Annotated in this window: 24 protein-coding genes, 1 tRNA gene and 1 pseudogene; 14 read left to right on the forward strand and 12 right to left on the reverse strand. The window is 56.7% G+C overall.

The genetic code is table 11. The features are described 5' to 3' along the window. Positions 1-72: 72 nt before the first annotated feature. Entirely contained in the window at positions 73-1377 is a 1305-nt protein-coding gene (locus LGL98_RS18870; protein WP_136033374.1) for a citrate synthase, read from the reverse strand. Positions 1378-1423: 46 nt separating this feature from the next. Continuing rightward, positions 1424-1510 (reverse strand): annotated as a pseudogene (locus tag LGL98_RS26350) (hypothetical protein); the annotation flags it as partial. A 367-nt stretch (positions 1511-1877) separates the two neighbouring features. Here LGL98_RS26350 and LGL98_RS18880 point away from each other — a divergent pair. Further along, positions 1878-2048: an ATP-NAD kinase gene (locus LGL98_RS18880; protein WP_136033377.1), complete on the forward strand. Its 171-nt coding sequence runs from the start codon at positions 1878-1880 to the stop codon at positions 2046-2048. A gap of 78 nt (positions 2049-2126) precedes the next feature. Here LGL98_RS18880 and uraH read toward each other — a convergent pair whose 3' ends face one another. Then, positions 2127-2528 (reverse strand): hydroxyisourate hydrolase, encoded by a 402-nt coding sequence (uraH, locus tag LGL98_RS18885; RefSeq protein ID WP_002892366.1) that lies wholly within the window; start codon positions 2526-2528, stop codon positions 2127-2129. Between the two features lie 378 nt (positions 2529-2906). Here uraH and LGL98_RS18890 point away from each other — a divergent pair, with 378 nt between their 5' ends. Further along, complete coding sequence (locus LGL98_RS18890; protein ID WP_004183237.1) at positions 2907-3446, forward strand: hypothetical protein; 540 nt, start codon at positions 2907-2909, stop codon at positions 3444-3446. Between the two features lie 468 nt (positions 3447-3914). On the opposite strand, the gene LGL98_RS18895 is transcribed toward LGL98_RS18890, so the two are convergent. The 3 genes from LGL98_RS18895 to LGL98_RS18905 form a co-directional block, all read right to left on the reverse strand. Continuing rightward, positions 3915-4199, reverse strand: a complete 285-nt coding sequence (locus LGL98_RS18895; protein WP_004183235.1) for a hypothetical protein — start codon at positions 4197-4199, stop codon at positions 3915-3917. A 328-nt stretch (positions 4200-4527) separates the two neighbouring features. Then, positions 4528-5741 (reverse strand): IS3 family transposase gene (locus LGL98_RS18900; protein ID WP_136033379.1). Its coding sequence is split into 2 segments (ribosomal slippage): positions 4528-5447 and positions 5447-5741, totalling 1215 coding nucleotides; the frame shifts between segments, so codons are not numbered across the junction. A 181-nt stretch (positions 5742-5922) separates the two neighbouring features. Then, positions 5923-5999: transfer RNA gene (locus tag LGL98_RS18905), tRNA-Arg, on the reverse strand. 340 nt (positions 6000-6339) lie between these two features. Between LGL98_RS18905 and folD the strand changes: the two genes are divergently transcribed. Together folD and ybcJ are read left to right on the forward strand one after the other, a co-directional pair. Further along, the gene (folD, locus tag LGL98_RS18910) at positions 6340-7206 is read left to right on the forward strand and encodes a bifunctional methylenetetrahydrofolate dehydrogenase/methenyltetrahydrofolate cyclohydrolase FolD (RefSeq protein WP_004143017.1); all 867 of its coding nucleotides are present in this window, start codon (positions 6340-6342) and stop codon (positions 7204-7206) included. Between the two features lies 1 nt (position 7207). Then, positions 7208-7420, forward strand: a complete 213-nt coding sequence (ybcJ, locus tag LGL98_RS18915; RefSeq protein WP_004143016.1) for a ribosome-associated protein YbcJ — start codon at positions 7208-7210, stop codon at positions 7418-7420. 45 nt (positions 7421-7465) lie between these two features. Here ybcJ and cysS read toward each other — a convergent pair whose 3' ends face one another. Then, positions 7466-8851 carry a cysteine--tRNA ligase gene (cysS, locus tag LGL98_RS18920; protein ID WP_004143010.1) on the reverse strand — a complete coding sequence of 462 codons (1386 nt, stop codon included), beginning with the start codon at positions 8849-8851 and terminating at the stop codon, positions 7466-7468. Positions 8852-9026: 175 nt separating this feature from the next. Between cysS and ppiB the strand changes: the two genes are divergently transcribed. The 6 genes from ppiB (at position 9027) to mnmH (ending at position 13550) form a co-directional block, all read left to right on the forward strand. Next, positions 9027-9521: a peptidylprolyl isomerase B gene (gene ppiB / locus LGL98_RS18925; protein ID WP_004151319.1), complete on the forward strand. Its 495-nt coding sequence runs from the start codon at positions 9027-9029 to the stop codon at positions 9519-9521. A 3-nt stretch (positions 9522-9524) separates the two neighbouring features. After that, the gene (gene lpxH, locus LGL98_RS18930; RefSeq protein WP_136033381.1) at positions 9525-10247 is read left to right on the forward strand and encodes a UDP-2,3-diacylglucosamine diphosphatase; all 723 of its coding nucleotides are present in this window, start codon (positions 9525-9527) and stop codon (positions 10245-10247) included. Between the two features lie 106 nt (positions 10248-10353). Then, a complete protein-coding gene (locus tag LGL98_RS18935) occupies positions 10354-10692 on the forward strand; it encodes a hypothetical protein (protein ID WP_136033382.1) in 339 nt (112 codons plus the stop codon). A 96-nt stretch (positions 10693-10788) separates the two neighbouring features. After that, positions 10789-11298, forward strand: a complete 510-nt coding sequence (gene purE, locus LGL98_RS18940) for a 5-(carboxyamino)imidazole ribonucleotide mutase (RefSeq protein WP_136033384.1) — start codon at positions 10789-10791, stop codon at positions 11296-11298. Beyond that, on the forward strand, positions 11295-12362 hold the full coding sequence (gene purK, locus LGL98_RS18945) for a 5-(carboxyamino)imidazole ribonucleotide synthase (protein WP_004143002.1): 1068 nt from the start codon (positions 11295-11297) through the stop codon (positions 12360-12362). Before purE ends, purK begins: the two co-directional genes overlap by 4 nt. 111 nt (positions 12363-12473) lie before the next feature. After that, a complete protein-coding gene (gene mnmH, locus LGL98_RS18950; protein WP_136033386.1) occupies positions 12474-13550 on the forward strand; it encodes a tRNA 2-selenouridine(34) synthase MnmH in 1077 nt (358 codons plus the stop codon). Positions 13551-13658: 108 nt separating this feature from the next. Here the strand turns inward: mnmH and LGL98_RS18955 are convergent, their stop codons facing one another. Next, a complete protein-coding gene (locus tag LGL98_RS18955) occupies positions 13659-14804 on the reverse strand; it encodes a porin (protein ID WP_025714049.1) in 1146 nt (381 codons plus the stop codon). Between the two features lie 90 nt (positions 14805-14894). Here LGL98_RS18955 and LGL98_RS18960 point away from each other — a divergent pair, with 90 nt between their 5' ends. After that, a complete protein-coding gene (locus LGL98_RS18960; RefSeq protein ID WP_042929758.1) occupies positions 14895-15008 on the forward strand; it encodes a hypothetical protein in 114 nt (37 codons plus the stop codon). Here the strand turns inward: LGL98_RS18960 and ybbP are convergent. Together ybbP and ybbA are read right to left on the reverse strand one after the other, a co-directional pair. Continuing rightward, a complete protein-coding gene (gene ybbP, locus LGL98_RS18965) occupies positions 14985-17399 on the reverse strand; it encodes a putative ABC transporter permease subunit YbbP (RefSeq protein WP_136033388.1) in 2415 nt (804 codons plus the stop codon). The genes LGL98_RS18960 and ybbP overlap by 24 nt on opposite strands. Continuing rightward, positions 17396-18082: a putative ABC transporter ATP-binding protein YbbA gene (gene ybbA / locus LGL98_RS18970; protein WP_009484704.1), complete on the reverse strand. Its 687-nt coding sequence runs from the start codon at positions 18080-18082 to the stop codon at positions 17396-17398. Before ybbA ends, ybbP begins: the two co-directional genes overlap by 4 nt. Here ybbA and tesA point away from each other — a divergent pair. From tesA to LGL98_RS18985, 3 genes are read left to right on the forward strand one after another with little or no spacing between them, the layout of a single operon-like run. After that, a complete protein-coding gene (gene tesA / locus LGL98_RS18975; protein ID WP_029503605.1) occupies positions 18053-18676 on the forward strand; it encodes a multifunctional acyl-CoA thioesterase I/protease I/lysophospholipase L1 in 624 nt (207 codons plus the stop codon). The genes ybbA and tesA overlap by 30 nt on opposite strands. Beyond that, entirely contained in the window at positions 18666-19475 is an 810-nt protein-coding gene (locus LGL98_RS18980) for an SDR family oxidoreductase (protein WP_009484702.1), read from the forward strand. Before tesA ends, LGL98_RS18980 begins: the two co-directional genes overlap by 11 nt. 58 nt (positions 19476-19533) lie before the next feature. Further along, on the forward strand, positions 19534-20388 hold the full coding sequence (locus tag LGL98_RS18985) for a co-chaperone YbbN (protein WP_136033390.1): 855 nt from the start codon (positions 19534-19536) through the stop codon (positions 20386-20388). Positions 20389-20496: 108 nt separating this feature from the next. Here the strand turns inward: LGL98_RS18985 and fetB are convergent, their stop codons facing one another. Both fetB and fetA read right to left on the reverse strand, forming a co-directional pair. Then, on the reverse strand, positions 20497-21279 hold the full coding sequence (gene fetB, locus LGL98_RS18990) for an iron efflux ABC transporter permease subunit FetB (protein WP_065808268.1): 783 nt from the start codon (positions 21277-21279) through the stop codon (positions 20497-20499). Further along, positions 21266-21943 (reverse strand): iron efflux ABC transporter ATP-binding subunit FetA, encoded by a 678-nt coding sequence (gene fetA / locus LGL98_RS18995; protein WP_136033393.1) that lies wholly within the window; start codon positions 21941-21943, stop codon positions 21266-21268. Before fetA ends, fetB begins: the two co-directional genes overlap by 14 nt. Positions 21944-21961: the final 18 nt, after the last annotated feature.

The following is a 21961-nucleotide window of genomic DNA, read 5'->3' on the forward strand; positions in this document are numbered from 1 at the left end:
CGGCGCCGCGCCGTCAGGCAGATCAGTTATAAGTCACCACAAAGGTCGCGCTGGCGTTCGCCTCGCCCGCCTTCACTGCGGGCCAGCAGGCTGCTCGCCGCGTCGGGAGACGTAATCCCGATAGTCTTCACCAACGTAGATTTGCCGCGGACGGTAGAGGGTCAGCGGCGCCTGGTGCATCTCGTTCCAGTGCGCCACCCAACCGACCGTCCGACCGACCGCCGTGACCACCGCAAACATCGACGAAGGCAGATTCATCGCTTTAAGGATCACCGCGGTATAGAAATCCACGCTTGGCGACAGGCCATTGTCCACAAAATAGGGGTCGGTCAGCGCCACGTCCTCAAGGGCCATCGCCACCTGCAGCAGGCGGTCGGACATGCCTACCTCCGCCAGAACCCGATGGCTGGTTTCACGCAGGATCCCGGCACGCGGATCGCGATGACGGTAGCGCGAGTTGCCAAAGCCCAGCCGACGAAATGTCTGCGGATCGCGCTTCGCCTGGCGCAGAAACGCCGGAACCTGATCGACGCTTTCAATCTCCTCCAGCATTCGCATGCTCGATTCATTGGCTCCGCCGTGCATCGGCCCCCACAGCGACGCCAGCCCGGCGGCGATGCAGGCGAATAAATTCGCCCCGGAGGAGCCCGCCGCACGTACCGTGGTGGTCGAGGCACACTGCCCGTGATCGGCATGCAGCACCAGGATCTGGTTCATTGCCTGCTCGATGACCGGATTGAGGACGTACTTCTCGGCCGGGATAGCAAACAGCATCTGCAGGAAATTGCCGGCATAAGAGAGATCGTTGCGCGGATATGCGGCGGGTTGCTCAATCGTATACTTGTAGCTCATGGCGGCGATGGTGGGCATTTTCGACAGCAGCCGGGTGGCGGCCAGCGCGCGGTGTTCCGGATTTTCCACGTCCAGGACATCATGATAAAACGCCGCCAGCGCCCCCACCAGGGCGCACATCAGCGCCATCGGGTGCGAGTCGCGACGAAATCCGCTGCACATACGGGCTATCTGCTCATGGACCAGAGTATGGCGGGTGATGGTCTCGCGAAAGGTTTGATAGCTGGCCTCATCCGGCGCGTCACCGTTCAGCATGATGTAGGCCACTTCGAGAAAATCGCACTGGCGAGCCAGCTGATCGACGGGATAGCCGCGGTGCAACAGCACGCTGTTTTCCGTATCGATCCACGAGATCGCCGACTGGCATCCGGCGGTGTTGGCGAAGCCGGGGTCATAACTGCAGAGCCCGGACTGATTCAGCCCGCGTATGTCGACCCCTACCGGGCCCCGGGTTCCCGGCACCTGCGGCAGGGTGATGGGCGTTTGTTGCCCGGCAATAGAAAGCGTTAACGGTGTGGTGCTCATCCTGTCAGTTCCCCCAGCAAACTCATCAGCAACCTGAAGTCATTCTTCAGGCGGAAAGACCAACATAACCAATGTGATGCAGCTTATTCATTGATGTCATCACTATAAGGCGGATAAAGAGGATATTTTGCTCCCATTAGCGGAAAAACCAACGAGCAAACACCAGCTTACCCCGCCATACCGCCAGATAGCGGCACAAATCGCCAAGGATAATGGTGATTATCACTGTCAAAATTTACGTTGAGTAAAGAAAGGATGAAGAGGAGCTACCATGAATTTTGTGCTATCGATGACCCTCATCTGCATCGCCATCGCCTGGCTGATGATGAGCCTGCTGCCGATGTAGGCCCAGCGCTATCCGCCTTGCCCTTCACTTTCTCCCCTCGCAGTCTTCCGGTCTCAGGTTTCACCTCTGCTGCGGATGGTGTACTGGTTGCATATCAGGCTTTGCCGAATACCTGCCGGGGGGTAGGCTAAAAGCCCATCACTAAGGAGGTAATATGTCTGGACTTATTAATCCGCAGGCGGCTCCGGAAGAAGCAGCCTATGCGCTGATAATTGAGCTCGTCCGCGCCCAGCGCGTGCCGCAATATGAGGGCGATCTTTCCAGCCTGCTGGCAATGTACGACGAAGCCGTTAAACACTTTAGAGAGAAAGAGACCGAGCGTTAGACGTGGGTGTCGTTGTGTGGGGAAAGTGTGACGCCTGCGGAAGCCGCGCAGGCGTTAGCTGGATAGCTGCTTGCGTCATCAGCTGCCGCGGTAGGTAGAGTATCCGTACTGACTGAGCAGCAGCGGGATATGCAGTTTTTGATTTTGCTTTGTGACGTTGAAAATAACCGGAATCACCGGGAAGAACGTATTCATATTTTGGCTTTTAAAATAGTCACCGGTTTTAAACGTCACTTTATAAACCCCCGGCTCCATATTTTCCGCCTGCGGATAGAGCGATTTAATCCGCCCATCGGCATCCGTTTTACCGGTAGCGATATGCTGCCAGCTCTCCCCCTGCTGCTTATCCAGCTCAATCTGCACCCCTGGCGAAGGGAGCCCGGTTTGCTGATTAAGAATGTGTACGCTGAGCGTCCCCTCTGGCGCCGCCAGCGCGCTGAAGCTGAGCAGGGATATAACGGATGCGATAACTAATTTCATAATCGTGACCTTATTGGGCAAGTGAAGTTGCCCTAACTATAGTCAGCGCGGCGGGGAAAAAAATTAAACTTTTTGTTATCAGATTGCGGTTATTTGGCGGGGAACGGTACAACTGGGTGTACTCTGAAACAGGCCGCAAGCGGCCTCCTGCACAGGGAAAGCCGGCTAACAGATAGGGTTTGCGAAGCCACTTTTCATCTTGAAAAGTAGATTTTTTCCGGATGGCGGGTAACGATCGGGACCCACTGCTGATATTTATACCGTTTGACGCTCGTTGTCAGAAGAGGGATTGATTGTATATAGACTTTGGATAAATGTTTGACCAGGATGGGAGCATAGCTTGTCACTGATGCGCTCAATTTTACAAGGAATAACCCGATGCCATTACCCGAACGTCTGCAACCAGCCAAAGTAAACCGCCAGAAACTGAAACAGCTAGCGGATATGGCCGAAGAGATACTGGCGCAAATTGATAACGGGGCTAAGGAAGAAGATGCCGGGTTGAAAATGTTGATAAATGACTGGAATAGCCAGGTTATTAACCCGTATGCATTCTCTGATTTCCGGGATTTCTCTTCATGGACCAGTGCAAAAGACTTCACCCGGATGGCGTTTAATCAAGAAAAATACGTGGCGGATTTATCCTGGGATGAGCTGATTCAGATCATCCAGTTTGTGTGTCAGGCCGAAGGTAAGGAATCTGAACAAAGCTACGCGCTGGGACTGCTTGAGAAAAACTTTGATGCCAATCCATCCGACCTCATCTACTGGCCTAATGAATGGTTTCAGGATAAAGACATGCTTCATGTCGATTTGACGCCTGAAGAAATCGCCGGATACCTGATGGCAAAATCTGGCCGGCGGCTAAGCGATGCGCCGCAAATCGAGCTGAAGTATCCTATCCCTTCAAATATTTAAGGTGTATTACCCTGCCCGCAAAATGTAAGTACGGGCCCCGCTCCAGTGAGGAGTCTACCAGGTATATAGCCTGCGGATATTCAACGTAATGCGCGACTATTATGAATAGTTCAGAGTAACGAACCATGCATAATTTGCGTTATGTCCGACGCCCTTCAGAAGCCAGCGATAGTGTAAGTATCACTGCAAAAAGCAGGGCGAGGCTAAACGTTGTCTTGCAATAGGTAGACCAGGCGATCAACTACTGATGAATCCGTTTAACGCTCCGCCAGGCGCCAACTCAATGAATGCCGAGTCATCGACAGCATGCACATCTTTGCTGATGAGTTACCATTTAATAAACCCCTGAGTGCTATCCAGGGTTGATATCGGAAACTAGAGGATAAAAGTACATAGCTGCAAAGGTGTTCGAGTTAGTCGGTTACGTCGTGCCCATGAACCTATTTTCGGGTAATCTGGATGTTGCTATTACCGCGGATGCGGAAAGTATTTCTCCATTTTCACGAACTCTGGTTCAACCCATTTAGGCCCCTTCACTACTTGACCATTCTCACCAGTCATCAAAATTCCGGCCTGATATAATCGGTCAAACGACTCGATTAATTCCGCATTTGTGATGTGCTCTGTTCGCCCCCTGATGATTAATGGGTCTAATCTGTACAAAGGAATCTTGTACGCAAGCGCGGTTAGCAGGTCATCAATAGACTCATCACGAAGCATTGCCTTAAATCTTTCAAGTTCAATATCTGACATGTGAAATCAGGCTCCTGTTCCTTCAATATAACGAACGAGTATTCATATATTACCCAAGCCTTAATATTTTTGAGGAGGGCTCCTGACAGCAACTGTATCCTACCACAGCCGCCATGCTTAGCGCTCGCTGATTATCGGTCTGAAAACATGATGCGGGTAATGAAGTGCCCCTGCTGTTACGTGTCGTTGACTGACAATCATGCATTCCAGCTCACGCGCATCAAACGGTGCTAAAGGCCACCGCCATCAGACAGTTTATAGGGTTTGTCCTTAGTTATGATATATCGACCTGGCGGGCTGCGAGCTTCACCTGGGGTATATGTAGTGGTCAAGTAATATTGGCCACGGTTTTACAGTAAAAATGGTATCTGTTCTCAGACTCTTCCGGAGTCAACCCACCGTTATAATGGTGAGGTCTGACGCTGTTGTAGTAGTTCAATATGTAACCATTAATTTGCTGTCGGGCTTCGTCCTTGCCTGCGTAACCATTCACCGGTACCCATTCTGTTTTCAGACTGCGGAAGAAGCGTTCCATGGGACTATTGTCCCAGCAGTTTCCCCGCCGACTGACGCTTTGTTTTATTCTGTAACGCCAGAGAAGTTGTTGATATTTCAGACCGGTATACTGGCTTCCCTGATCGCTATGGAACATGACATCATGCGGTTGACCACGCGTCTCATAAGCCATCCGCAGAGCGTTGCTTATCAGTGCGGTATTGGCATGCGCTGACAGACTCCAGCCGATAACCCTGCGGGCAAAAAGATCCATAACGATCGCCAGATAGCACCAGCGATTTCCTGCCTGGATATACGTAATATCTCCGCACCATACCCGATCTGGCTCGGGCACAGCGAACTGGCGCTCAAGCAGATTCGGCAGGCAGGTATGCTCCTGACGGGCATTTTTGTACTGATGTTTTCCGGGCTGGCAACTGCTCAGGTTCAGATATTTCATCAGACGCCCCGCACGGTAACGGCTCATCGGGACGCCGTTCTGGGTCAGCATGTCAGCCAGAGTGCGCGCCCCTGCTGAGCCCCGGCTCTGATTCCACGCCCGGCGTATTTCGCTGCACAGCCTGACTCGCGCCGGATTAACCGTATCGCGTCGTTTTCGCCAGTATCGGTAACTGCTGCGGTGTATTCCCAGAGCAGAACACAGGCTGACGACCGTGTGGCTGTCACTCAGTCTGGCAACTATCGTGAACCGTTCAGTGAGTCGGACATCAAGAGCGCGGTAGCCTTTTTTAATATCGTATTCTGCTCCTCCAGGCGACGAACCTGCTTTTCCAGCTCGCGGATACGTTGCTGGTCTGGAGTAATAGGTGTGGCAGAGGGCGTAATCCCCTGGCGCTCTCGCCTGAGCTGGCGTACCCAGCTCTCAAGCGTGGTAGAACCGACATTCATCGCTTCACTGGCTTGTCGATAGGAGTAGCCCTTATCAACAATCAGCTGTGCACATTCCAGCCTGAACTCGGGGGTGAAAGTACGCTTAGTTTTCTTGTTCATTAAGTCACCTGTTTTGTGTTGAGGTGAGAATATCACCTTTAATCAGGTGGCCAAATTTACTGTGCCACTACAATATCCTTTCATTGAACAGGAATCTCCCTCCACATGAATGTGGATTTCAATGAATCATAGAAGTCATTGAGATAATGGAATATTTGAAAATGTCGCGTATATACTGGGTTGAGTAGACTTCAGAGGACGCTAAGAGAAGTGAGTATGGCACGCCCTACAGGATTCGAACCTGTGACCTACGGCTTAGAAGGCCGTTGCTCTATCCAGCTGAGCTAAGGGCGCCCTGAGAAGCGGGAGCTTCGCGGAGTGAAACGCGTGGAATTATACGGTCCACGTCCGTTGAGTCAATCCATTTTGCCAGGAAACTGCGGGGCTTATTCGCCGCTGGTGAAATATCCCTCACCAACTGTATAAGAAGCATACCGTCAGGGCTTCCTGGCGAGTCATTCATCTTAGTGGGCAGGCGTCACGCGCCAATAGCCATGCAAAAAGCAGGGACAAAAACTGGTTAAATTCACCGCAGACAGGATAAATCAGTAAACGAGGACTGACAGCGAGGCCCGCTTCTGACAAAATATCCCCATCCCCCTTTCGTAAAGATACAGATGGAATCCTCTCTCTGATGGCAGCAAAAATTATTGACGGTAAAACGATTGCGCAGCAGGTACGCTCTGAGGTTGCGGAAAAAGTGAAGGCTCGCGTTGCGGCCGGAAAACGCGCCCCTGGGCTGGCCGTCGTGCTGGTCGGCAGCAACCCGGCCTCGCAGATTTATGTCGGCAGCAAGCGCAAAGCATGTGAAGAAGTGGGCTTCGTCTCCCGCTCTTACGATCTCCCGGAAACCACCAGCGAAGCCGAGCTGCTGGAGCTTATCGACACTCTGAATGCCGATAAGACCATCGACGGTATTCTGGTTCAGCTGCCCCTCCCCGCAGGGATCGACAACGTCAAAGTGCTCGAGCGCATCGCGCCGGATAAAGACGTCGACGGCTTCCATCCTTACAACGTTGGCCGCCTGTGCCAGCGGGCGCCGCGCCTGCGTCCGTGCACCCCGCGCGGTATCGTGACCCTGCTGGAACGCTACAATATCGACACCTACGGTCTGAATGCGGTAGTGATTGGCGCGTCCAATATCGTTGGCCGCCCGATGAGCATGGAGCTGCTGCTGGCCGGCTGCACCACCACCGTCACCCACCGTTTTACCAAAAACCTGCGCCATCACGTCGAAAACGCCGACCTGCTGATCGTCGCGGTGGGTAAACCGGGCTTTATTCCTGGCGAGTGGATCAAAGAAGGGGCGATTGTGGTCGATGTCGGCATTAACCGTCTGGAAAGTGGCAAAGTGGTCGGCGACGTGGTGTATGAAGATGCCGCCGAACGCGCATCCTACATCACCCCGGTTCCCGGCGGCGTTGGTCCGATGACCGTCGCCACCCTGATTCAGAACACGCTGCAGGCGTGCGAAGAGTATCACGACGTTGAGGAGGCCTGAGATGGCAACATTTTCCTTAGGAAAACACCCGCACGTTGAGCTATGCGATCTGCTGAAGCTGGAAGGCTGGAGCGAAAGCGGCGCCCAGGCGAAAATCGCTATCGCCGATGGTCTGGTGAAAGTTGACGGCGCGGTGGAAACCCGCAAACGCTGCAAAATCGTCGCCGGTCAGACGGTGAGCTTTGAAGGCCAGAGCGTGACCGTCACGGCCTGACAACGAAAAGAAAAACGCCCGCTTTTGCGGGCGTTTTTTTATGGCTTACTTCCGGCGCCAGGTGGTCCCCTGCGGGCCATCTTCCAGCACAATGCCCATCTCGTTGAGACGGTCGCGCGCCGCATCCGCCGCCGCCCAGTCTTTCGCTTTGCGTGCGTCCAGACGCTGCTGGATGAGCGATTCGATCTCCGCCACTTCCGCGTCGTCAACCTGCGCGCCGCTCTGCAGGAACGCCTCCGGCTCCTGCTCTAGCAGACCCAGCACCGCAGCAAGCTTACGCAGGTGGGCCGCCATGGCGTTCGCCGCGGCCGCGTCCTCGGTTTTCAGGCGATTTACTTCACGCGCCATATCGAACAGCACCGAATAGGCTTCCGGGGTGTTGAAGTCGTCGTCCATCGCCTCGATAAAGCGTGCTTCGAAGGCTTCGCCGCCCGCCGCGTCGACGGATTTGTCCGTCCCGCGCAGCGCGGTGTACAGACGCTCCAGCGCCGAACGCGCCTGCTTGAGGTTCTCTTCGCTGTAGTTCAGCTGGCTGCGATAGTGGCCGGACATCAGGAAGTAGCGAATCGTCTCCGCATCGTAATACTTCAGCACGTCGCGGACGGTAAAGAAATTACCCAGCGATTTCGACATCTTCTCGCGGTCAACCATCACCATGCCGGAGTGCATCCAGTAGTTGACGTACTCGCCGTCGTGGGCGCAGGTGGACTGGGCGATTTCGTTTTCATGGTGCGGGAACATCAGATCCGAACCGCCGCCGTGAATATCGAAGTGGTTGCCAAGCTGCTTGCAGTTCATCGCCGAGCACTCGATATGCCAGCCCGGACGGCCCGCGCCCCACGGCGACGGCCAGCTCGGCTCGCCCTCTTTCGACATCTTCCACAGGACGAAGTCCATCGGGTTACGCTTGACGTCAACCACGTCGACGCGCGCCCCCGCCTGCAGTTGATCGAGATCCTGACGCGACAGCAAACCGTAGTTCGGGTCCGTCGGCACGTCGAACATCACGTCGCCGTTATCTGCCACGTAAGCATGGCCTTTGGCGATCAGCTGCTCGGTGATCTCAATGATCTCCGCAATATGGTGCGTTGCGCGCGGCTCGCTGTCGGGACGCAGAATATTCAGCGCGTCAAAATCTTTGTGCATTTCGGCAATCATGCGATCGACCAGCGCGACAAAGCTTTCGCCGTTTTCATTAGCGCGCTTAATGATTTTGTCGTCAATATCGGTGATATTGCGCACGTACTTCAGCTTATATCCGAGAAAACGCAGATAGCGCGCCACAACGTCAAAGGAGACGAAGGTACGCCCATGGCCGATATGACAGAGATCGTAAACGGTAATACCACACACGTACATGCCGACTTCCCCGGCATGGATAGGTTTAAATTCCTCTTTCTGGCGCGTCAGTGTATTAAAAATTTTTAACATCGAAGATTCCGTGTAGACGTGTGTGGGTAATGAAGTCTCTATAATACCCATAATTCAGACCGGACGCAGCACACATTGCAAGGTGCATCGACCCCCGCGGTTATGCTATAACACCCCCCTATATCTCACCCGACACCGGGTGCTGGCACCACACTCATCGGAACAGGATGCAAAAATGGTTACTTTCCACACCAATCATGGCGATATCGTAATCAAAACGTTTGACGACAAAGCGCCGGAAACAGTTAAAAACTTCCTGGACTACTGCCGCGAAGGTTTCTACGACAACACCATTTTCCACCGTGTTATCAACGGCTTCATGATTCAGGGCGGCGGTTTTGAACCTGGCATGAAACAAAAAGCGACCAAATCTCCGATTCAGAACGAAGCAAACAACGGTCTGAAAAACACCCGCGGCACGCTGGCAATGGCCCGTACTCAGGCGCCGCACTCTGCCACCGCGCAGTTCTTCATCAACGTGGTTGACAACGACTTCCTGAACTTCTCCGGCGAAAGCCTGCAGGGCTGGGGCTACTGCGTGTTTGCGGAAGTGGTTGAAGGCATGGACGTGGTTGACAAAATCAAAGCGGTTGCCACCGGCCGCAGCGGCATGCATCAGGATGTGCCGAAAGATGATGTGATCATCAAAAGCGTCACCGTCAGCGAGTAATTCGTGGCGACACTTTTTATTGCAGATTTGCACCTGCAAACAGAAGAACCGGCGATCACCGCCGGTTTTCTGCGTTTTTTACAGGGCGAAGCCCGCCAGGCGGACGCCCTGTATATCCTTGGCGATCTGTTTGAGGCGTGGATCGGCGATGACGATCCGAACCCGTTGCATCACCAAATCGCTACGGCAATCAAAGCCGTCGTCGACGCCGGCGTGCCGTGCTACTTCATCCATGGCAACCGCGATTTTCTTGTCGGCCAGCGCTTTGCCCGCCAGAGCGGGATGATCCTGCTCGCCGAAGAAGAGCGACTGGACCTCTATGGCCGTGAAGTCTTGATCATGCATGGCGACACGCTGTGCACCGATGACCAAGGCTATCTGGCGTTTCGCGCCAAAGTCCACACCCCGTGGATCCAGCGTCTGTTCCTCGCCCTGCCGCTGTTTATCCGCCGCCGCATCGCCGCCCGCATGCGCGCCGACAGCAAAGCCGCCAACAGCAGTAAATCAATGGAAATTATGGATGTAAATCCACAGGCGGTAGTTGACGCGATGGAGCGGCATCACGTGCAGTGGCTGATCCACGGCCATACCCATCGCCCGGCGGTCCATGAACTGCAGGCTAACGGCCAACCCGCATGGCGTGTGGTACTTGGCGCCTGGCACAGCGAAGGTTCGATGGTCAAGGTAACGCCGGACGACGTCGAACTCATCCACTTTCCGTTTTAGTTCCCCCGCAAGCACAATTCCGAAATCGTCCCTCACCTGGGCGAAGATGCGACTTCCCCCCGCCCTGCATGCTAGTCTTCCACAACGTCACTCTCAAGGAACGAGCATGAGCAGGAAAAAGTGGAGTCAGCCGCTGATGTGGGGAATGATCATCGCGATCCTCAATCCATTAGGGGTAAGTTATATCGCCTTAGTCGGCGTCGCTATTGGCAACACGCTGACATTTGTCTGGTGTGCGCTGCTGGCGTGGGCTATGTATTTTTATGCCATTTATTTGCTCTGCACCCGCCCCCACGATAGCCGGCTGGTACAAATCTATTTACTGCTTATGGGCACCCTGATGCTCCCGTGGGGGTTAGTGCTGCTTATCACCTGTATCATGAGGGAGATAAAGGCTAATAACCAGCGCTCGCCATCACCGCCGGGCGAGACAAAAGACGGCTAACCATGCGCACGCAACCGTTTTCCTTACCGGCAGTTCATGCTATTCTCTGTGGCCTCTAAAGCAGTGTGAAACACACCCACAGGAGTTTTAAGACGCATGTCTTCCCGCAATAATTCGGCGCGTATCGCCATCGTGATGGGGTCCAAAAGCGACTGGGCTACCATGCAATTTACCGCAGAAATCCTTGATGCCCTGAACGTTCCGTATCATGTCGAAGTGGTCTCTGCCCACCGCACGCCCGATAAGCTCTTCAACTTCGCTGAAAGCGCCGAAAGCCACGGTTATCAGGTGATTATTGCAGGGGCAGGCGGCGCGGCGCATCTGCCGGGCATGATTGCGGCGAAAACCCTGGTGCCGGTGCTCGGCGTACCGGTACAGAGCGCGGCCTTAAGCGGTGTCGACAGCCTCTACTCCATTGTACAGATGCCGCGCGGCATTCCGGTCGGTACCCTGGCTATCGGCAAAGCCGGGGCCGCAAACGCAGGCCTGCTCGCCGCGCAGATCCTTGCCCAGCACGATGCTGAACTGCACCAGCGCCTGAGCGCCTGGCGTCAGGCGCAAACCGATGAAGTGCTGGATAACCCGGACCCGCGGGGTGCGGCATGAAACAGGTATGCGTGCTCGGTAACGGCCAGTTAGGCCGTATGCTGCGCCAGGCCGGCGAGCCGCTGGGCATCGCCGTTTGGCCGGTCGGCCTGGAAGCCGACCCGGAAGCGGTGCCGTTCCAGCAGAGCGTCATCACGGCAGAAATTGAACGCTGGCCGGAAACCGCCCTCACCCGCGAGCTGGCCCGCCACCCGGCGTTCGTCAACCGCGATGTCTTCCCGATTATCGCCGACCGCCTGACGCAAAAGCAGCTGTTCGATAAGCTTGGTCTGGCCACTGCCCCATGGCAGCTGCTGGCGGATAAAAGCGAGTGGCCGGCGGTGTTTGCCCGTCTCGGCGAGCTGGCGATCGTTAAGCGTCGCGTCGGCGGCTACGACGGCCGCGGCCAGTGGCGTCTGCGGGAAAACGAGATCGATCAGCTACCGGCCGATAACTACGGCGAGTGCATCGTCGAGCAGGGAATTAACTTCTCCGGCGAGGTATCGCTGGTGGGTGCCCGCGCTCATGACGGTAGCACCGTCTTCTACCCGCTGACCCGCAATCTGCATCAGGACGGTATATTGCGCGCCAGCGTCGCCTTCCCGCAGGCCAATGCCCGCCAGCAGGAACAGGCGGAAAGCATGCTGACGGCGATCATGAACGAGCTGAACTATGTCGGCGTGATGGCGATGGAGTGCTTCGTTACCGCCGAGGGGCTGCTGATCAACGAACTGGCGCCGCGCGTGCATAACAGCGGCCACTGGACGCAAAATGGCGCCTCCATCAGCCAGTTTGAACTACATCTGCGGGCGATTACCGGTCTGCCGCTGCCGCCGCCGGTGGTCAACAGCCCGTCGGTGATGATCAACCTGATCGGCACCGATCTTAACTACGACTGGCTGAAGCTGCCGCTGGTGCACCTGCACTGGTACGATAAAGAGGTACGCCCGGGTCGTAAAGTCGGCCACCTGAACCTCACCGACAGCGATACCGATCGCCTGAGCGCCACGCTGGAAGCGATCAAGCCGCTGCTGCCGCCGGAATACACCAGCGGCCTGTTCTGGGCGCAATCGCAGCTCAGCTAAGCTCTTCGTGCCGGGGATTTGATCTATCCCCTTCCCCGGCACACCTTGAGGCGCGTACAATTCCCCCCTTGCTGTAAAGCCCATTTCTGTTTTGACCTCAGAGGATACCCCATGACCGATGGGACGGATTATCGCGCCATTCTCGCCAGCGATACGCCACTGATTGACGTACGCGCCCCGGTGGAGTTTAGCCAAAGCGCGATGCCGGCGGCGATCAACCTGCCGCTGATGAATGATGAAGAACGCGCCGCGGTCGGCACCTGCTACAAGCGTCAGGGGCCGGAAGCGGCGCTGGCGCTCGGCCATAAGCTGGTCCAGGGTGACCTGCGCGCCAGCCGTACTCAGGCGTGGCTGGAAGCATGTGCCCGTTACCCGCACGGTTACCTGTGCTGCGCCCGCGGCGGCCAGCGATCGCATATCGTCCAGCAGTGGCTGAAAGAAGCTGGCGTGGATTACCCCCTGATCGTCGGCGGCTATAAAGCGCTACGCCAGACGGCGATCCAGGCCACCGACGAACTGGTGCAGCGTCCGATCGTGCTGATTGGCGGCTGCACCGGTAATGGCAAAACTCAACTGGTCTGCTCGCGCCCGGACGGTATCGACCTGGAAGGGCTTGCCCATCACCGCGGTTCTTCATTCGGTCGAACCCTGCAGGATCAGCATCCGCAGGCCACCTTTGAAAACCACCTGGCGGTCAGCCTGCTTAAAAAAGCCGCACAGCAGACCCGCTGGGTGCTGGAAGATGAAGGCCATATGATCGGCGCCAACCATCTGCCGGAGTGCCTGCGCATCCGCATGGCGCAATCGCCGCTGGCGGTGGTGGAAGATCCGTTTGACGTTCGCCTAGAACGGCTGCGCGAAGAGTACTTCGATCGCATGTATCGTGACTTTATCGCCGCGTATGGCGAAGAGAAAGGCTGGCAGGCATATGGCGAGTATCTGCATCACGGCCTGTTTGCTATTCGCCGCCGCCTGGGGTTGCAGCGTTTTGCCCAGTTGACTGAACGCCTCGATGAGGCGCTGGTGGTGCAGCAGCGCACCGCCAGCACCGAGGCGCACTTCGCCTGGCTGGTGCCGCTGCTGGAAGAATACTACGACCCGATGTATCGCTATCAGCTAGGGAAAAAAGCCGGCAAAATCCTGTTTCGCGGTAGCTGGCAGGAGGTTGCCGCCTGGCTGGCGCAGTAATCGCATGCTCTATTGTCCCGGCTTGCGGCGTAAACGCCTTAGCCGGGCCAATGGTCGACGCGATTTGTAGCCCCGGTAAGCGCAGCGCGACCGGGGAGTTGTGACCGCTTAGAAGTCGTAGCGCAGACGCACCAGGTTCATATCGCCCAGGTTGTCGGTGCTGGAGGTAAACACGTGTTCATAGTCAACGCGGAAGCCGTAATCCAGCTGGAAGCTAATCCCCAGACCGTTATCGATACGCTGGTAGTTGCGGCCATTCACGTATTCCAGGCGGTCGCCCATAAAGTACGGCTGAATAGATTTAACAGCGTATTGGTTGATCGGGAATTTATAGCCCGCAAAATATTCAATCCCCCAGGCATCACCGGCAAAGTAATTATGCACATCGGTTTTCTTGGTGGTGAGGAAGTTCTGATACCAGCCGCCGCCGAAGGAGAAGGTCCAGTTATCCGGCGTCCAGCTCAGCGCGGTACCCACGATATTCTGGTCATAGGTTTTGCTGTCGGCGCTTGACGGGTCGCGCATTTCGGCGCGAGTGTAGTTCCACGCGGTACCCCAGGTCAGATCCTTCATGATGTGGTAATCCGCACCAATCGAGCCGCCGCCTTTACGCTTATAGCGCAGGCCATTACCCGGCAGGTATTCACTGTCTTCGAACAGGTAAGAACCGTAGAGATCAACATCGCCGACGGTTTTCTTATATTTCAGCATCGCGCGCGAACGATAAGAACCATCATAATCGCCGTTAATCCCGTTGCCCGGTGCCTGGGCAATCATATCGTAGTCCCAGATATCGGTTTTCGCGCCGACCACATCGTAATAAATGCTGTTCTGCTTACCGTAGGTTAATGTCCCCCAGGTATCGCTCTTCAGGCCGGTATACAGCATACGACGGCTGGTATTATTCGCGCCTTCCGCATAGTGATTATCCCAGTCGAACAGCGCCGGAATATTCACGCCCAGTTCGTAGTAGCTTATCCAGCTAATGTCATCAAACAGATAGTAATCTGCTGCGAAGCGGAAACGGGTGCCGCCGTCGAAACCGTTACGTTTGTAGGAACCTTTATCGCCATCGCCGGTCATCATATTGAACTGCGGACGAATACTGCCGCCAACGGTAAAGTTTAGGCGACTTAACGGGTCCCCCGCCTGCGGGTCTTGTTTCAACAGCGTGATTTCGGCGTGAGAAGCAAATGAAGCGAGTGCCAGTGTTGCGCCGATCGAGACCGCCAGCGCTTTTATTTTATGTGCCATGCTTTTTCCTTGAGTAATAAGCAACCTTATATTTGCAAGGGCATATTACCTGCGAAATTTGATGGCGTGTTGGCGGTTTTTTAATGTTTTGTGCGCTTAAAAATCAATGAATTATCATTTTGTGCGCTTAAAATAAAAGCGCCGCCAAAAATGGCGGCGCATCATCAAAATGCAATAATTTCACTGGCTAAACTGGCGGAATAATGCTCTGCCCTTTAACAGACGCAATCCCAGCCCGCCGCCACACAGCGATAATAATACCGCCCCCGTCAGCGGTAGCATCGTCCATAAACGCCAGTCTGGCGCCCAGGGGAAATCAAACACTTTAGTCTGCAGCATCGCCAGCGCCACTTCAGCGCCTATCGCCGCCACCAGACCGGAGACCAGCCCCAGCAGAGCAAACTCCGCCCACAGCGTGGCGCGCAGCAGCGATTTACCCGCGCCCAGCGTGCGCCAGACCACCAGCTCCTGATAACGCTGGCGCATTCCGACCTGCACCTGCGCCAGCAACAGCAGCACACCGCAGGCCGTCACCAGCCCCACCATTACCTCCAGCGCCCGACTGACCTGGGAGAGCACCTGGCCGACCTGGCGCAGAATGGCGCCGATATCCAGCAGGCTGACAGTGGGAAATTCGCGGTTCAGTTGGGTCAGCATCGCAGGACCGTTATCCCAGCGGAAGCTGGTGAGCCAGCTCTGCGGCTGCCCGTCCAGCGCCCCGGCGGGGAAAATAAAGAAGAAGTTTGGCCGCAGACTCTCCCAGTCAACTTTGCGCACGCTGCTGACCTTCGCGCTGAAGTCCTGGGTATCGCCGGTAAAAGTCACCGTATCGCCAATCTTCACCCCGAGCCGCTGCGCCAGCCCCTCTTCAATCGACACCTCGCCCGGCTTCGGCGGCCAACTGCCGGCCATCAGCGGATTATGATCCGGACGCTGCTCACTCCAGGTGAGATTAAGCTCGCGATTCAGCGCTTCATCTTTGTTCCCGTCCGTGGACTGGCCGTTGATCTGCGTCAGACGAGCCCGGACGATCGGATAAAATTCCGCCGCCCGGGTCTGGTGTTCGGCGAGGAAAGTCTTCACCGGCATTATCTGCTCAGGGGCGATATTGATCAGAAAGTAGTTCGGGCTTTCCGGGGGAAGCTGTTGTTGCCAGCGGTCAAGCAGATCGCCGCGCAGTACCAGTAACAGCGCCAGCAGCATAAACGACAGGGAAAACGCCGCCAGCTGGCTGAGAGTTGACCACGGCTGGCGCAGCAGGCGGTTTACCGCCAGGCGCAGCGGCAAAGCTTTCAGCGTCAGGCGTTTAAGCAGCCACAACACTCCCCAGCCCACCAGGCCGCACAGCAGCGCCAGCACCACCGCCCCGGCCAGCACCGACCACAGCAGCGGGCTGCCGCCCATTAGCCAGGCCAGCAGGCCCACCACCACGACGCTAACCGCCGGGATCCAGATTTTCAGCGGCCAGACGTTAGCCACCACATCCTGGCGCAGCACCCGCAGCGGCAGGGTCGCCAGCAGCAATCGATACGGCCGCAGGCCCACCAGCAGGGATATCACGCCTGTCGCCCCGATAGCCCACAGCCACGGCCAACCGCTGGCAGCGGGTAGCGCGGCTGGCAGCACCGGTTTGAGCACCAGCAGCAGCAGACGCTCCAGCGCCAGGCCCGCCACCCCGCCGGTTATCACCGACAGCGTCAACAGCAGCAGCCACTGGCCGACGATAAGCTTGCGCAGCTGCGACCTTCCAGCGCCCAGCGTCTTGAGAATGGCGACCAGATCGTAGCGGCTGCGGCAGTAGTGGCTCATCGCTACCGCCACTGCGGCGACGGCCAGCAGCAGCGTCAACAGCGCGGATAACAACAGGAATTGCTGCGAGCGCTCAAGGGATTTACCCAGCGCGCTGTCGTCCTGTTCAAGACCAATCCAGCGATGCTCCGGGCCGAGCTTCGGCAGCAGCCATTGTTCATAATCCGCCAGCTGTTGCGCGTTACCGGCGAACTTATAGCGCCATGCGACGCGACTGCCGGGCTGCACGGCCCCGGTTTTTGCCACGTCGGCCATATTCATCATCAGCCGCGGCGCCATCTGGAAGGGGTTAAACCCTGCATCCGGCTCCTGAAGCACTTCCCCGGCAATGCGCAGCGTGGCATCGCCAACGTCAATCGTATCGCCGGTTTTCAGGTTCAGGAGCGCCATCAGCCTTGGCGCCAGCAGCACGCTGCCCGCCTGGGGCTTCAGCCCCGGAGGCTGCGTCTCGAGAGTGCCATACAGCGGATAGCGGTCGTCCACCGCCTTAACGTCCGCCAGCTGCGGCGTATCCCCGGCGAACGTCATGGTGGCGAAGCTTAGTTGCTCGCCGACGGTCAGCCCTGATTTCCGCGCTTGTGCGATCCACTCGGCGGGTACCTCGCGCGAACTGCGCAGCGTACGGTCGCCGGCCATAAACTCACGGCTTTGCTGGCTGAGGCCTTTCTCCATCCGATCGCTTATCGACCCCAGGGCCAGCACACAGGCCACGGCGAGGCTTAACGCCAGCCAAACGATCAGCAGTGACGGCGAGCGCCATTCGCGCCAGAACCAGCGAGCGATCATGCTTCCTCCCGTAGCTGACCATCCACCAGGCGCAGACGGCGATCGCAGCGCGCCGCCAACAGCGGATCGTGGGTCACCAGGATCAGAGTGGTGCCGTGTTCGCGATTAAGCGAGAACAGCAGATCGGCAATTTTGTCCCCGGTCTGACGATCGAGGTTGCCGGTGGGCTCATCGGCAAACAGAATGGCCGGACGCCCGTTAAAGGCCCGGGCCAGCGCCACCCGCTGCTGTTCACCGCCGGAGAGCTGCGCTGGCAGATGGTGCAGGCGTTTGCCAAGCCCCAGTTGCTCAAGTAGCGCGCGGGCATCGCCCCGGCTCTGGCTATCGCTGGTGCCGCGCAGCAGCGCCGGCAGCTCGACGTTCTCCAGGGCGTTGAGCGTCGGGATCAGCATAAAGGACTGAAATACAAAACCGACGTGCTGCGCCCGCAGCGCCGCCCGCGCCTCTTCATCCATCCGGTGCAGCGGTTTGCCCAGCATCGATACTTCCCCGCTGCTGCCATCGTCCAGGCCTGCGAGGATCGCCAGCAGGGTCGATTTACCGGAACCTGACTCGCCGATCAAGGCGATGGTCTGCCGCGGTTTGACAACCAGCTCAACTCCGGTAAGGATGGAGAGCTGATGCTCTCCCTGACCGACGGACTTCTTAAGATGATGAACTTCAAGTATGTTTTCCGCTGGCATGTGCCTTTCCTGTTGTTGTTCCTGTTTACCTGCCGCGCGATGGCGGCAGACACGCTGCTGATCCTCGGCGACAGCCTGAGCGCTGGCTATCGGATGGCGGCCAACTCCGCCTGGCCTGCGCTGCTCAATGAGCAGTGGCAGGCGAAAACGCCGGTGGTGAACGCCAGCATCAGCGGCGATACCTCGCAGCAGGGGTTGGCTCGCCTGCCAGCGCTGCTTAAGCAGCACCAGCCGCGCTGGGTGCTGGTTGAGCTCGGCGGCAATGACGGACTGCGCGGTTTTCCGCCGCAGCAGACCGAGCAGACGCTGCGCACCATTATTAAAGATATCAAAGCGGCCAACGCCGAGCCGCTGCTGATGCAAATTCACCTGCCGGCGAACTATGGCCGCCGCTATAATGAAGCCTTCGGCGCGATTTACCCGGCCCTGGCCAAAGAGTTCGCTATTCCTCTCCTGCCCTTTTTTATGGAGGAGGTCTATCTCAAGCCGCAATGGATGCAGGACGACGGCATTCACCCAAATCGCGACGCGCAGCCGTTTATCGCCGACTGGATGGCGAAGCGGCTGGCTCCCTTAGTTAATCATGACTCCTGAACGCCAGGGGTCGCTGACAGGTAAAGTTATGCAAAAAACGGTTTTAGTGACAGGCTGTTCCAGCGGAATTGGTCTGGAAAGCGCGCTGGATTTAACCCGCCAGGGCTTTCGCGTGCTGGCGGCCTGCCGCAAAGCAGAGGATGTCGCGCGGATGCAGGAGCTGGGGCTAACCGGTATTTTGCTCGATCTGGATGACCCGCAGAGCGTGGAGCGCGCGGCAGCGGAGGTGATTGCGCTGACCGATAATCGTCTCTACGGCCTGTTCAATAACGCCGGGTATGGCGTCTATGGCCCGCTGAACACCATCAGCCGCCAGCAGATGGAACAGCAATTTTCCGCTAACTTTTTCGGCGCGCATCAGCTCACCATGCTGCTGCTGCCGGCGATGACGCCGCACGGCGAAGGGCGCATCGTGATGACCTCCTCGGTGATGGGGCTTATCGCCAGTCCCGGCCGCGGAGCCTATGCCGCCAGTAAATATGCCCTCGAGGCGTGGTCCGACGCGCTGCGCATGGAGCTGCGCCACAGCGGTATTCAGGTCAGCCTGATTGAACCGGGCCCGATCCGCACCCGCTTTACCGATAACGTCAACCAGACGCAAAGCGACAAGCCCGTAGAAAACCCGGGTATCGCCGCCCGCTTTACCCTCGGGCCGGAGGCGGTGGTGGAAAAAGTGCGCCACGCTTTTACCAGCGATAAGCCAAAACTGCGCTATCCGGTCACCCTGGTCACCCACGCGGTGGCGCTGCTTAAACGTCTGCTGCCAGCTCGTGCGATGGACAAAATTATCCACGGCTGAGTTGAAGCGCGGAATGCCGCCCCCATGTAAAACAGAAATCGACTAACGAGAAATGCCCATGTCCGAACAGAATATTATCAATATTAGCGAAGCGAACCTACAGCAGACGCTACAGCAGTCAATGAATGCCCCGGTGCTGTTTTATTTCTGGTCTGCCCGCAGCCAGCACTGCGAACAGCTGACCCCGGTACTCGAGCGCCTGGCCGCCCAGTATAACGGCCAGTTCACGCTGGCGAAGGTCGATTGCGACGCCGAGCAAATGCTCGCTTCACAGTTTGGTCTGCGCGCCATCCCTACGGTGTATCTGTTCCAGAACGGCCAGCCGGTGGACGGTTTTGAAGGCCCGCAGCCGGAAGAAGCGATTCGCGCCCTGCTGGATAAAGTCCTGCCGCGCGAAGAGGAGTTAAAAGCCCAGCAGGCGCTGGCCCTGATGCAGGAAGAAAAATACGCCGAGGCATTACCGCTGCTGAAGGAAGCCTGGCAGCTGTCGAATCAGGAGAGCCAGATTGGTCTGCTGCTGGCGGAAACGCTGATTGCTCTGCACCGTTCCGATGAAGCGGAAAGCGTGCTGAAAACCATCCCGCTGCAGGATCAGGATACTCACTATCAGGGTCTGGTGGCGCAGATTGAGCTGCTCAAACAGGCCGCCGACACGCCAGAAATCCAGCAGCTGCAGCAGCAGGTGGAACAAAATCCGGACGATGCGCAGTTGGCCTCCCAGCTGGCGCTGCAGCTGCATCAGGTCGGGCGTAATGAAGAAGCGCTGGCGCTGCTGTTCAGCCATCTGCAGAAGGATTTAGGCGCCGGCGACGGCCAGGCGCGCAAGATGCTGCAGGAGATCCTCGCCGCCCTCGGTACCGGCGATGCGCTGGCCGCCAAATACCGTCGTCAGCTGTATTCGCTGCTGTACTAATCTGTTGCCCTTACCCGGATAGCGCTGCGCTTATCCGGGCTACAGGAGATATGCAGAACCTGGCCTGCGCCGCCCGGGTAAGGCGTGAACGCCGTAACCCGGGATAGTTTACGGGTGCTTTTTCAGCTGCGTCACCACCAGCTGATGGCGGGCATTGAAGAATTTCCGATAGGTCAGATAACCGGCGATAATCGTCGACAGGCTGGCGGTCGACAGCAGCATAAAGGTCACCATAATCTGGTACTTAATCGCCTTCACCGGATCAATACCGGCAAAAATAAGCCCCGACATCATCCCCGGCAAACTCACCAGCCCGACCGTTTTTGCTGAATCGACGGTGGGAATCAATGACGCGCGAATGCTCTCGCGAATCAGCCGCGCCGCAGCCATCTTCGGCGTCGCGCCGAGGCTCAGTTTCTCCTGGATCTGCTGCTGCTCACTGCTGAAGCGCTGGCCCATATTGTTGTAGCACAGCCCCACCGCCACCATGGCGTTCCCGGCCACCATCCCGGCAATCGGGATCACCTGCATCGGCACGAAGGCGATCGAGCCAGAAAACACCAGTACCGCCAACGTTAGTCCGGCGCCGGTGGTGATGGCGATAAACGACGAGACAAACGCTTTATCGATATATTTACTGCGCTTCTTCGCATTCCACGCCGCGTTAAAGCAGATAAACAGCACCATCAACAGCGTCAGAACCGCATGATTGACGTTAAAAATATATTTCAGCACATAGCCGACGATAACCAACTGCACGATCGCCCGGCAAATGCTCCAGATAATATCTTTTTCCAGCGCCAGCTTTTCCCGATAGCTGACCAGAATAGCGATCAGCACCAGCACCATCGACAGCGCCAGCGATTCGTTGGTAATGTTATGCCCGTTCATGCTGTACCTCCTGCATGTTTCCGCCGGCAGGCTGCAGCGTAATTACTTCATCGGCATGCGAAATTTCGTTGCGATCGTGGGTGACCCACAGAACAGCGACCTGTTTTTCCGTCGCGTAGCCATGAATAATGTCATTTACATTCTGTTTATTACTTTCATCCAGCGCGCTGGTAATTTCGTCCAGCAGCAGCACGCGCGGTAGAAATTGCAAATTGCGGATCAACGATACGCGCTGTTTTTCCCCGCCTGAAAGCTCATTAATAGATTTTTCCAGCATATTTTCGCCAAGACCAAAGCGCTGCAGGTCGGCCACCAGCGCCTGCGGATCCGGTTGTTTATTGCGGATCTGCCACGGAAAAACCAGGTTGTCGTAGACTGAATCACCGAATAGCGCCGGCGTCTGCGCGCAGTAAGACACCTGCTGGCGATAGGTTTCCGGCGACAGCGTCGCGACATCGGCATCGTCAAAAAACAGGCGCCCGGAGGTCGGGCTGAGCAGCGAGGCGATAATCTTCAACAAGGTACTTTTCCCGCAGCCGGAAGGCCCGGTAATCAACTTGAATTCTCCGGCACGAAGCTGAAGATTGATATTGTGTAAAATAACTGCGTCGTCGGTCTTAAAACCCACACCCTCGAGACGCAAAAGCGCGTTATTTTCCTTCATGAGGCTTCCTGATTATTT

The organism is Klebsiella africana (genome assembly GCF_020526085.1).
GTDB classification, from domain to species: Bacteria; Pseudomonadota; Gammaproteobacteria; order Enterobacterales; family Enterobacteriaceae; genus Klebsiella; species Klebsiella africana.